Source organism: Neobacillus soli NBRC 102451, from assembly GCF_001591665.1.
In the GTDB taxonomy this organism is placed as follows: Bacteria; Bacillota; Bacilli; order Bacillales; family Cytobacillaceae; genus Neobacillus; species Neobacillus soli.
Genome location: NZ_BCVI01000059.1, coordinates 23,332 through 36,195, shown reverse-complemented (window position 1 = coordinate 36,195; position 12,864 = coordinate 23,332). Strand labels below are relative to the sequence as shown.

At 41.2% G+C, this 12,864-nt stretch carries 8 protein-coding genes; 3 read left to right on the top strand and 5 right to left on the bottom strand.

Annotated features, from left to right (window positions below; all coding sequences use genetic code 11):
- The first annotated feature begins 88 nt into the window (after positions 1-88).
- Together BSO02S_RS20290 and BSO02S_RS20285 are read left to right on the top strand one after the other, a co-directional pair.
- Positions 89-1,567: a multicopper oxidase family protein gene (locus tag BSO02S_RS20290; RefSeq protein ID WP_066071863.1), complete on the top strand. Its 1,479-nt coding sequence runs from the start codon at positions 89-91 to the stop codon at positions 1,565-1,567.
- Positions 1,568-1,696: 129 nt separating this feature from the next.
- On the top strand, positions 1,697-2,851 hold the full coding sequence (locus BSO02S_RS20285; protein ID WP_066071859.1) for a PQQ-dependent sugar dehydrogenase: 1,155 nt from the start codon (positions 1,697-1,699) through the stop codon (positions 2,849-2,851).
- A gap of 57 nt (positions 2,852-2,908) precedes the next feature.
- Here the strand turns inward: BSO02S_RS20285 and BSO02S_RS20280 are convergent, their stop codons facing one another.
- The gene (locus tag BSO02S_RS20280; protein ID WP_066071856.1) at positions 2,909-5,170 is read right to left on the bottom strand and encodes an outer membrane protein assembly factor BamB family protein; all 2,262 of its coding nucleotides are present in this window, start codon (positions 5,168-5,170) and stop codon (positions 2,909-2,911) included.
- 209 nt (positions 5,171-5,379) lie between these two features.
- Positions 5,380-8,463, bottom strand: coding sequence for an efflux RND transporter permease subunit (locus BSO02S_RS20275; protein WP_066071853.1), 3,084 nt, complete (start codon positions 8,461-8,463; stop codon positions 5,380-5,382).
- Between the two features lie 99 nt (positions 8,464-8,562).
- Here BSO02S_RS20275 and BSO02S_RS20270 point away from each other — a divergent pair, with 99 nt between their 5' ends.
- Entirely contained in the window at positions 8,563-9,396 is an 834-nt protein-coding gene (locus tag BSO02S_RS20270) for a TetR/AcrR family transcriptional regulator (RefSeq protein WP_066071850.1), read from the top strand.
- Between the two features lie 104 nt (positions 9,397-9,500).
- Here BSO02S_RS20270 and BSO02S_RS20265 read toward each other — a convergent pair whose 3' ends face one another.
- The 3 genes from BSO02S_RS20265 to BSO02S_RS20255 are packed head-to-tail and all read right to left on the bottom strand — an operon-like array spanning position 9,501 to position 12,747.
- A complete protein-coding gene (locus tag BSO02S_RS20265; protein ID WP_066071847.1) occupies positions 9,501-10,505 on the bottom strand; it encodes an NAD-dependent epimerase in 1,005 nt (334 codons plus the stop codon).
- The gene (locus tag BSO02S_RS20260) at positions 10,502-11,686 is read right to left on the bottom strand and encodes a protein kinase family protein (RefSeq protein ID WP_066071844.1); all 1,185 of its coding nucleotides are present in this window, start codon (positions 11,684-11,686) and stop codon (positions 10,502-10,504) included. The genes BSO02S_RS20265 and BSO02S_RS20260 overlap by 4 nt, the downstream gene beginning before the upstream one ends.
- On the bottom strand, positions 11,683-12,747 hold the full coding sequence (locus BSO02S_RS20255) for a glycosyltransferase (RefSeq protein WP_066071841.1): 1,065 nt from the start codon (positions 12,745-12,747) through the stop codon (positions 11,683-11,685). Before BSO02S_RS20255 ends, BSO02S_RS20260 begins: the two co-directional genes overlap by 4 nt.
- Positions 12,748-12,864: the final 117 nt, after the last annotated feature.

The following is a 12,864-nucleotide window of genomic DNA, read 5'->3' as shown; positions in this document are numbered from 1 at the left end:
AATTTCTATTATAACCGGTTTATCATTTAACTTGTGGATTTTAAATTATTAGATTTTTATTGAATTGGAAAGAAGGAAATAGATAAAATTGAAAACGTATAAAGGTATTTTTATCTTACTGTTACTATTACTTGTCTTCGGATTGGCTGGCTGTGGGGATGAAAAAACAGTAACAAATGTGGGGAAGCTGCACTTTGAAAATCCGTTGAAAATTCCGCAGCTTCTCGAGCCTACAATTGGAAACGATGGTACAAAACATTTCACCTTAACGATGCAATCAGGCACTACAGAATTTTTACCAGGGAAAATGGCAGATACATGGGGAATCAATGGTTCCTATCTTGGTCCGACCATTAAGGCTTCACGCGGTGACAAAGTTGCTTTTGATGTAGTGAATCACTTGGACGTGGCCTCAACGATCCACTGGCATGGGATGAAATTACCGGCAGTGATGGATGGAGGACCGCATCAAATGATTGAAGCAGGAGAAACATGGTCGCCCAATTGGACGATTGACCAACCGGCAGCAACCGACTGGTACCATCCCCACGTACATGGTAAAACAGCACAACATGTGTACCGAGGACTTGCTGGCCTGTTTCTTATCGATGATAAGGATTCCAAAAAGTTACCTTCTGATTACGGTGTCGATGATATCCCACTCATTGTTCAAGATAAATTGTTTACTAGTGATGGTCAGTTATCAGAGAAAGATGATACGACTTTTGGCACACTTGGCAATGAAATCCTTGTAAATGGAACGTATGACCCATTTCTTAAAGTAACAGCAAGTCAAGTTCGGTTTCGATTGCTAAATGCCTCAAATGCAAGAGCCTATCATTTTGGTTTTACTGATGGTCGGTCATTTCAATTGGTAGCAAATGATGCCGGCCTCCTCCAAAAGCCGGTTACATTGAATCGTGTTATGCTAAGTCCAGGAGAACGGGCAGAGATGGTTGTTACATTTAAACCGGGAGAGGAAACGATCCTTCGCAGTTACAGCGAAGGCAGTGGTATTGAAAATGGTGAATTTGATTTATTAAAAATTGTTGCAGCTTCTAAATTAACAGCGTCAACTCCAGTAGCCGGGCAGCTTTCTACCGTACCGCCAATAGAGGTTCCCAAGGATGCTAGGGTCCGTCAATTTAAAATGACGATGGAGTCGATGATTAATGACAAAAAGATGAAAATGAACCGAATTGATGAGGTTGTGCCGGCGGGTACACGAGAAATATGGGAAATAGACAATTTTGGCTGGTCTCATAACTTTCATATTCATGATGCGGCATTCCAAGTGTTGGATATAAACGGTAAGAAGCCTCCAGAGTACGAAAGAGGAAGAAAAGATACTGTGTTTATTCCTAATGGTTCAACGGTTAGACTCGCGGTGGAATTTGGAAACTATCCCGATCCTTCTCACCCACTTATGTATCACTGCCATATATTACGGCATGAAGATGACGGGATGATGGGACAATTCTTACTTGTAGAACCTGGTACAGAATCCCAAGTATCAACCCAGCTGCCTAAAAACAATCATGAATATCAACATACTAATCATCATTAATAAACATGATTTCAAAAAGTGACCAACTCGAAGGAAAAGAGCTGGTCGCTTTTTTTGATTCGTGGTGTTTGAATAGTCAGAAATATGTCTACACTGTTGAAGAAAATTATTTTACGTTGAGGTGGTATTTTGAAAAAGGTTGTATTTTTTAGTGTGCTGGGGATTGTCCTGGCAGCGGGGATTGTATTTACGTTGTTTTGGGATAAAAAGGATGAGGCGAATGATGTGGGTAAGAAACAAGATTCCGTTCAGCAGGATGCAAAAGAGGTAATGAAAAAGTCAGTAGAGGTATCGGTTTCGAATGATGGGAATGTCAATGCGAATCATTTGTATATCCCATGGACCATAAACAAGAATGGCAGCTCGTTTTTCTTAAGTCAGCGGGAAGGCTCAGTTATTCAAATCGACGGAGACTTTGGCCTAGTAAAAGTAGAGGATGTAAAGGTTTCAAAGGCTATTTTCCATGAAGGTGAAGGTGGTTTTCTCGGGTTTACACTAGCACCAGACTTTAATCAAACAAAGATGGCCTATGCGTATCATACTTATCAAAAAGATGGTAAACCCTTGAACAGAATTGTTTCATTGAAGCTCGAAAAAGATACATGGAAAGAAAACAAAGTTCTTTTAGAAGGAATCCCTGGCGGAAAGTCAAATAGCGGCGGCCGGATTAAGGTTGGGCCAGATGGAATGCTTTATGCCACCACAGGTGATGTTGGCAAGTCGGATAACGCCCAAAATCTTAAGAGCTTAGCTGGAAAAATTTTAAGAATGACGGTAACTGGCGCTATTCCTAAGGATAACCCATTTAAAGACTCGTATGTTTATTCCTATGGTCATCGTAATCCTCAGGGACTAGCCTGGGATAATAAGGGGAATCTTTATAGCTCCGAGCATGGAGAATCAGGGCATGATGAGATTAACCTCATTCAATCGGGAAAAAATTATGGCTGGCCAGTTATTCAAGGAAATGAAGAGGCAAAAGGTATGGTGAAGCCGATTATTCAATCAGGTGATTCCACTTGGGCGCCATCTGGAATGGCCTTTAAAGATGGAAAGCTCTATGTTGCTTCATTAGCCGGTAAGAAGATTTTTTCGTATGATGTCACAAGTAAGAAACTCCATGAGTTTTATGCAGAAGCAGGCCGATTAAGAGATGTACTGGTAGATAACAATGAGTTGTATACGATAACCAGTAACCGAGATAAACGCGGGAAAGCAACAGAAAAAGATGATCGATTAATCCATCTTTCTTTAACTGAAGAGGCATCGACTAAACAAGATTAGCAAAAAAGGTAATCATCCATGTGGATGATTACCTTTTTGCATTACAAGACGGGGGCATTATCCGCCGCTTAAACTCTTAACATATTTGGCTACAGCTTTGATCTCATCTGCTGATAATGTATCCTTAAATGCAGGCATTCCGCCTCCGCCATTTTGCACCTGATGAATGACACCATTGAGGTCCATTTTTGTCTTCTGTAAATTTGGACCATTGTGGCCACCAGCGCCTTGATCACCATGGCAGGCTAGGCAATTATTTTTATAGATACCTTCTCCAGCTGCCGTGTCGGTTGTTTCTTTATTGGTTTTATTCTTATTATTATCGGCCTCTTGCTGTTTTGTTTCAGTGCCTTTATCCTTGACCGGTGAAACATTGATTTTATCCTTAGGAATATCGTTTACAGACTTATATTTACCTTCTAATGAGAAGGTATAGATTCTATCCCCATGCTTAGAACCAGCCAATGTATTTCCGGCCGCAAAGATAGAAATATACTGCTTCCCATCGACTTCATACGTGATTGGCGGAGCATTTGCTCCTGCATCCATTTTAAACTCCCATAATTGGTTGCCCTTGGTTGCATCGTACGAAATAATTCGGCCGTCATTATGTCCGGTAAAAATCAGATTCCCTTTTGTTGTTAAAATGCCGCTATAGGCAATTGTATCCCAATTTTTTTGCCAAACAATTTTATTTGTTTTAATATCGAGTGCGGTTACAGTACCCTTGTGAGGGGACTTTTCCACCGGCTGCCAGACGCTTCCGATATACTCTTTTCCTTCTTTAAAACGCTCATCTTTATCTTCGCCGTAATGGGCATAGGCAAAATAGTTATCATTCCCTAACACATAAAAATACTCAGTGTCTGGGTTATATGCCGATGGCGGCCAGTTTGCTCCGCCTTGAGGTGACGGTTTAAGGGTAACGGGCTTATCCCAGAAGGGAGTGAAAATATTTCCAAATTTCCCCTTAAAGTCTTTTGGTAAATCGCGTTTAACATCTTCCTCAGTAATTTTTTGTGGCACAAAGGCATCCCCGACAGGGACCGGCTGGGTAGGGGAGGTCTTTTGGTTTTTATCTTGCGGGACAGGTTTTTCATTGATGCCAATTAACGGTTTCCCGTTTGTTCGGTCTAGGATATAAAGCCATCCTGTTTTCCCAGCTTGTACGATTCCCTTACGCATCTTGTCCTTTATTTTTACATCAAATAATACAACGGGATTTGCGGGGTCTAAATCCCATATATCATGATGCACTTCTTGGAAATGCCATTTATATTTTCCTGTATTGGCGTCCAGTGCTAGAATCGAGTCGGAGAATAAATTATCTCCATCTCTTTTGCTGCCATCCAGGTCTGGGGATGTATTTCCAGCTGCAAAATAAATCATTCCCAACTCCGGGTCAACGGCTGGCGTCTGCCAAACCGGCGCTCCGCCGGTTAACCAGTTTCTGCTCCCTTTAGGCCAAGTTTCGCTTCCTTTATCGCCCGCGGCAGGCAGGGTATAGGTCCGCCATATTTGGCGCCCGATTTCCGCATCGTATGCAGCAACAAATCCTCTAATTTGATACTCACCGCCGGCAATCCCTGTATAGACTTTTCCGTCATAATAGAGGGGAGCACTTGTAATGGTATATCCTTTTTCCCAGCTTTCAACCTGTGTTTCCCATTCCACTTTTCCTGTCTTTTGATTTAGGGCAACCAGTCTTGCATCCAGAAGGCCGACAAATACCTTTCCGTCTCCGATTGCTACCCCGCGGCTTGTCCAGCCGCAGCAGACAGTGTTCAGCCCATTAGCCAGTTGCGGCTTATATTCCCAAATCATCTTTCCAGTTTTAGCATCGAGTGCTTGGACCTCATTTGCCCCGGTAATGGTGAACATGACCCCATCGTAGACAAGTGGTGTTGCCTCACCTGAATATTTAAATTCCTTACCAGAGCCTAGGCTCGTGACCCATTCCAACTTCAAATTCTTTACGTTCGACGCCTTGATTTTGTTTAGTGGAGAATATCTTCCGTTGTTGATATCTCCGCCATTTGTTACCCAATTCCCTGCAGGGGGTTTGGCCAGCTCAGCAGCTGCAAACTTTGGTGCAACCTTCGCATTGTAATCCATATGCTGATAGGAGCGATAGTTGGTGTCAGCCAATTGCTCCTTCGGCTTTTTTTCAGCAGCATTTGGCTTGCTGTCTTCCCCCTTGGCATCTTGCTTTTCCGTCTTCGTTTCATTTTTCGCATTCTTCTCAGGCTTGTGCGTAGTACTACATCCGCCAGCAATTAAAAACAATAAAATAATAGTAATCCAAAAAGACTTTTTCACCCATTCAACATCCTTTCCATTTCTTTTACTGTAATTTACCCGGATATTAAGAAAATAATCTAAAAGATGAATGGAGTGTTTATATACGGTTGAAAATTTTTATCAACAAAAAAAGCCAGCTCATAGATTGAGCTGGCACTTTACCGGTTCGAGAAGTAAAGCTATGTGGTCTCGACAATTTCCGACATAAATCGGGTGGTGCCAGGCACTTAGTTTTCTTCTATTTCTCTCCGGTTTTTCTTGAATAGTTTTGATAATAGTTCGTAAACGATTGGAACGACAATTAACGTTAATAACGTTGAACTTGTTAACCCGCCGATGACGGTAATACCGAGTCCTTTCGAGATTAAACCGCCGCCGCCTTGGCCAATGGCTAATGGGATTAACGCGCCGATGGTAGCGATAGCCGTCATCAGGATCGGACGCAGCCGGGTTGCACCTGCTTCGAGAACTGCGTCACGCATCGTCAGCCCATCTCGTTCCATATGAATGATCCGGTCCACAAGTACGATGGCGTTCGTGACGACAATACCGATGAGCATTAATAGCCCCATCATAACCGAAACAGAAATGGTTTCACCGCCAATTAATAAGCCGACAAATGACCCAATTACTGCAAAAGGTAACGAGAAGAGAATCGCAAACGGTGCCACACCTTCACGGAAGGTTACCACGAGAATGAAGTAGACGATGGCAATCGCCGCTGCCATGGCTAGACCCAGCTTTGTAAAGGTTTCATTCATGTCTGCTGTTACACCTGCAACATCGACGGTAACACCTTTTGGTAAAGCTAATTTATTCACTGCTTTATCTACTTTCGATGATACTTTGGAAATATCTGCACCTTTGACTTTTCCTGAAACAGTTGCGTAGTATTCCCCTTTATTACGCGCTAGCGTATTTAGGGTTGTTCCTTTCTTCACTGTGACAAGCTCGGATAGAGGCATGGTTGTACCAAGTGCTGTTGGTACTTTTTTTGCTAAAATATCATCAATTGATTTTGGCTGTGCGGCTTGTTCTTGCTGAACAATAACATCTAATGATTGACCATTCTTTTCAACAGTCGTTAACACATTTTCTGTTTTAGCCGGGCTTAACATCATTACGAGCTGACCTGTTGTTAAACCATACTGGATCAATTTATCTTGAGCAACTTTAAATGTATATTCAACATAAGCATCCTCTGCCGTTGAGGTAACATCCTTTAAACCGTTATTTTTCTTCAAAACGCCTTCGACCATTTTGACAGATTTATTTAGTTTATCTAAATTTTCACTGTGGAAGGAGTAGCTGACTTCATTTGTCGAACCCGACATTGATGAGAAGTTCTGGCTTTTCCATTTGCCTGTTTGACCAAGGCCTGCCACATACTTTTCTACCTTATCACGAACTTCAGAGAAATTGTCCATTTTTGGATCGAAAATCAGGTACATCAAGGCACCGCCGCCAGAACCGCCCATCATCGCTGCTGACGTATCACCAGCTTTCGTTACAGATACTTGAACGATATTAATATCATCCCGTTTTAGCATCTTATCTTCGACGACTTTAATGTTTGCTAACGTATCTTCCGGCAGCTCGCCTGCTTTTGGTGTGTACGTTAAGTACATTACTTTATCTTCTTCACTGCCCATGAAGCTAAAACCGATGAATGGCGTTAACGCCAAACTGCCGGCTAACAAAATAACAGCAAGTAGCGAGGTAATCACTTTATGGTTAAGGGCCTTATTAAGGAAGCCTTTGTACCAGTTAGCTAATTTACCGGCCTCTTTATGATTGCTTTCTGTCTTTTCACGATATAACTTCTTTCTAAATAAGAAGTGAGAAAGGGCAGGAACAATGGTAATCGCAACTAGGAGGGAAGCCACTAGCGCAAATGCCATCGTTAAGGCGAACGGCATGAACAACTCGCCGACCATGCCGCCAACGAAGATTAGTGGTGCAAATACTGCAATCGTCACTAATGTGGAGGACATAATCGGTTTGAACATTTCAATCGTCGCTTCGCGTACTAAGGCGCGGCCTGTTAATTTCTCTTCTTTTAAATGCAAGCGCCGATAAATATTTTCCACGACGACAATCGAGTCATCGATGACCCGGCCGATGGCCACGGTAATCGCCCCAAGCGTCATAATATTCAAGGTAATATTCATCCAGTTTAAGAGCAGTAACGCCATGAAAATTGAAACGGGAATCGATATAATCGAAATAATTGTTGATTTAAAACTGCGCAAAAACAGAAGAATGATGAGCACAGCAATTAAACCGCCAAATAACGCCTTTTCAATCATCGTTGAAACGGATTCTTCAATCGGTTTACCTTGGTCAAGAGTGACATCAATGACAAGACCGTCGACTTTTGCCTTTTCTTCTTTTACTACCTTTTTCACCTTGTTAACAACATCCACCGTATTGGCCTGCTGACCTTTGACAATTTGAATTGCAATCGCTTCTTTCCCATTTGTCCGGGAAATCGATTGTACTTTACCAACCGTCTTAATCGTCGCAATGTCGCCAAGTTTTACAAGCGGGGATGGATTAGCTGCTGATGGGGTAACAGGAATCAGCATATTTTTTAATTCGTTTGCCGTCATGAACTTGCCATCAATCGCAACAGCTTGTTCACCTTTCTTAAACTCATAAAGTCCTAAGGAAACAGCCATGTTACTGGCTTGAATCATTTGCTTGACCTTATCTTCAGTTAAGCCCAATTCAGCCATTTTTGCTTTGTTATAGGTAAGGTCAACTTCTTCAATATGCTGACCTGTAATCGTTGCCGAGGCAACACCTTCGATTTTCTCGATTTTTGGAAGTAGGCTTTCTTCTACAGTTGACGTTAATTCAACAATATCATCTTTTGAACTACTTACACTTAGGGCCACAACGGGCATCATGTTCATGCTAATCGCTGTCGTTGTCGGCTTCTGTGCCCCTTCAGGCAATTTCACGTCATCCAACACCGATTTTAATTCACGTTTTGCCTCGTCCATATCTGTACCATATTCGTATTCCACTTGAATATTGGCCATGTTGGAATAGGAATTGGAATTAACGGATTTCACGTGTTCAAGGCCTTCTACTGCCTTCTCTAATGGCATGGACACATCTTCCATCACTTTCTCAGGAGTTGCTCCTGGATATACATCCATTACCATTAAAAAGGGAATCGAAATATTAGGAATCGTCTCCATATTCATTCGGGTACCTGAATAAATACCAGATACCGTAATGATGATTGTCAGCAACCAAACTGCTAGTTTATTCTTCAAGACAAAATTGACTAACCCTTTCACTATTACACCTACCCTAGATTGACTTATTACACTCAATTTCTTATAATAGTGACTATTGAGTCATTTGTCAACGAAAGACCATAGGAGCGATTATGTAAAATGATGAAAAAACAACTAATTATGGAGAAGGCGTTAGAGCTTTTTGCAAAGCATGGTTTCGAAGCCACCTCTGTTCAGCAAATAACCGAGCATTGTGGGATTTCTAAAGGTGCATTTTACTTATCCTTCAAGTCAAAGGACGAATTGATTTTAGCGTTGATTGATCATTTTATGATGCAGATTACCTCTGATATTGACTACATAGTCAGAAACACAAAGGATGACAAGGAACTTTTATATCAATTTTATTATGCTACATTTGATTCTTTTCATAAGCATTCTGATTTCGCCAAAATCCTCATCAAAGAGCAAACACAAACATTTAATCAAGAATTCATGTTAAAAATGCATTACTATAATCGATTAATCCAGAACATCATCTTATCGTTGCTGGAACGTTTATATGGCGACGAAGTCAAACAGACAAAGTTTGATTTAATTTATTGTATTAAAGGCTTCATGAGCACCTATTCAGAGTTATTTTTATTCTATAACGCACCGTTAGATTTGGACTTATTGTCGAAGTCGCTTGTGGAAAAGACCAATTTACTGGCGAGGCATACCACCATCCCGTTTGTTTCACAAGAGCTGATCCAAATGATTAAGCAACCGTTGAATGAAGAAGTAACCAAGGAACAGATCCTCAAAATTATCGAGCAAAGAATAGCGGAAATGGATGAACCAATTGAAAAGGAATCGTTAATCCTGCTAAAACAGCAGCTGCTCGACCCGACGCTGCCGCGAGCTATTGTGAAGGGGTTACTAGAAAATATCAGTAATCACCCACATTGTAAATGGATATCATATTTACTGCGATGCTATTTTGAATTTTAAAAAGCCAACTCACCCGAGTTGGCTTTTGCTGTTGGGAAGGACGATTGGCATTTCGACAATATCTGACAAACTTCGGGTGGTGCCAGGCACCTATGTGAGGGCACTTATATGTGGTATTTTTTGTACCAGTCTACAAATTGGGTTAGGCCGTTTTCGATTGTTGTTGCAGGCTGGAACCCGATATCAGCTTGTAAATCGGAAATGTCGGCATAGGTTTCTTTCATGTCTCCAGGCTGCATGGGTAAATATTCTATTCTTGCCTTTTTACCAATTAACTTCTCTAGTGTTTGAATAAAATCCATTAATTTCACGGGATTATTGTTACCAATATTATAGATTTTGTAGGGGGCACTACTTGAACTTGGATCTGGATTGTTTCTATCCCAGTCCATATTATAGAGCGGCGGGTGACCTAGCAGGCGGATTATTCCTTCAACGATATCATCAATATAGGTGAAATCGCGGCGCATGTCCCCATTATTAAAGACCTTGATTGTATTCCCTTCAATAATCTGTTTGGTAAAAGTGTAATAAGCCATATCCGGTCTCCCCCAGGGGCCATAGACAGTAAAGAAACGAAGACCTGTGGTTGGAATATTAAATAAATGACTATACGTATGGGCCATAAGTTCATTAGCCTTCTTTGTCGCGGCATAGATGCTTACCGGGTGGTCGACAGCGTCTTTCGTCGAATAGGGAATCGACGTATTGGCGCCATAAACGGAACTTGATGATGCATAAATCAGATGCTCGATATGATAGTGTCTGCATGCCTCTAAAATATTGGTAAACCCAACCAGGTTTGAGTTAACATAAGAGTGTGGATTGTCGATGCTATAACGGACACCGGCTTGTGCGGCAAGGTTTATGACAATGGTAATCGTATAAGCTTCAAAAATCGGTTTTAATTCTTCGTCATTCGACAAATTCATTTTATAAAAATCAAAGTTGCCGCTTTTTTCCAATATATTTAAACGCTCTTTCTTTAATGCAATATCATAATAGTCATTAAGATTATCAATACCGATTACATGATATCCTAAGGCTGCCAAACGTTTGGAGAGATGGAAACCAATAAAACCTGCTGCACCTGTAACTAAAATGCTCATGGGAAAAATTCCGCCCCTTCACTATTTAGCGGAATAGGTGTCTTAGTCCATGCTCTATAGGTCTTGGAATCGATGGAACGTACTTGTCCTAAAAAGGCATCCAAAAATCCCCTTTCATGCAGGTCTTTAAATAACTCGAGCGGCCGATTTTGCTCCCGTTTGAACGAGTACACATGATCAACTAACTTAAAGCCGTTTCTTGTTACAATGATATGCCTCAGCGGGGCATCAATCTGCTTGAAGCCTGATTCTTTCATTGTTTTTAGAATATCTAGTAACCGCTGTGTTATTTCTTCTGAAAGTGTTGGTTGTTTTTTCAAAAACGTATTTAAATCTGGTCCGGAAAGATACTCCATTAACGTGTAATGGGGCCCAGTTTCATAAACTTTGGGGATAAAGGCTAAATTCTGACTTGATAAAAGAACTTCTTGTTCTTGTTTGGCATGATTCAGTTTTCCATAAATTTTCACGCATTGATCTTCAGTGACTCGATAAACAGCACCCTGATGTCCTTTCCCAATCAATGTTTGAGAAATCGTACTATCAATTTTTACCGCATTCCCTGATCCCCCATGAGTGACGGAAATCGTTCTGAAGTCGAATCTGTTATGGCTGAAATTGTTCTCCCACTCAGTGTAGGTGTCCGGTTCGAGCCTTTTCACCTGGGCGAGGAAGGAATCTTTTAATTGGATGGTTTTTAAATCTCTTAAAAGGCGATAGGGTACAGGGTTATCTTTTTTAAAGGAATTTACGTGGTCAATTACCTTAAGTTCTTCCTTTTGGACGACAAAAATATGCCGGAGTGAGGCATCAATCATCGTGAATTTCCCCTTTTTTAACTCTCTTAAAAGATTGAGAAGTTTCCTTGCGATGGATTCAGGCATATACGTACAGTTCCTTAGATACTCTATTAGCGTTGGGGCATTAAAATATTCCATGACCACATAGTTTGGTCCTGAATCATATAATTTGGGCATGAAGGATAAGTGCTGCCCTGCCTTAAGGGCAAATGCCTCCATTTTGGCCTGTTCCGGCTCAGCATAGACTTTTACACATTTAGCTTCTGAAAGTTTAAAGACGGCGCCTTGAGCGCCCATCGCAATCAGTGGGAATTTAGTAGGGTTATCAATCGCTAAAGTTTTTCCTCCTTTGGTTACAGTAATCGCTTTGAAATTCTTCATTGCCCTCCCCCTAACAGTTCATCATAATATTGAGCTTGCTTGAGAAGCTGTTGATTTAGATCAAAGTTTTGTTCCACTTTTTTACGCGCTGCTGCAGAAAATGTTTCCCACAAAGCCCTGTTTGTCAGCATAAATCCAAGGGCATCGGCAAGTTCATCCACATTGTTTTCCTGTACCAATAGTCCGTCCTGTTTGTGGGTAATTAATTCGGGAATTCCGGCATGATTGGTCGAGATCACTGGTACACCGGTTGCCATCGCTTCTTTTAATGTATTAGGTATACCTTCTACATCTCCATTAGATGCTTCTAAGCTGGCTGCACAAAATAGATCAGCATTGGTCATTTGTTCCCGGACTTTGTTTTTAGGGAGCTGATTTAAGAGACGGAAGGAATCTCCCAACTGAAGTTGATTGGCTAAATCTTTAAGGTAATCCTCAAGTGGACCTTTCCCAATAATCGTTAGTGTAGCATCTGGGAAGTTATCTTTTATTTTTTGAAAGGCTTGCATTAAGATATGGTGTCCCTTTTTTTCTACTAATCTACCCATGGATAAAATCCTTTTGGAGCCGCTGTTCTGTGGTGTCCGGTACGTGAATTGGCCAAGGTCGACACCGCCGTATAACACTTTGATTTTTTCCGAAGGGCAGCCCCATTCACGAATCCTGTCTGCTAAATACTGACAAACTGGAAAAAAACACTCCCCTTGGTTAAATAGAAGTTTCATATGTTCTAAGTAGCCAATTGGCTGATTAGCTAAGGTTGCATCCCGGCCCCTAATACTGGTGACTAACGGTAGATTGGTTTCCTCCTTAAAAGGAAGGAACAATACCCCTAATTGGCCATGGTGGGCATGTAGGAGGGAGATTTCCCGTTTTTCTATAAATTCTTTTGGTGAGAAAATTCCATCAAGATAATAAACCTTTTCATTAAGCAGAGAAATATCAACCATATACTTTGGCTGCCGGACCAAATGAATATAATCATATCCAGGAACTTCACGAATCTGTGAGATATATTGGGTGGGGTCAACCCTTAAATTTAAATGCATGGCTGTTGGCAAATTAATCTACTCCTTTCGACATAGACTGTGGATCTTTTATCCCTTTTTAAATAAATTATGCTCAATGGGATAGGAGGCTTGGACAAATAAGCATTTTAATTGTAAAAAAAGAGGATG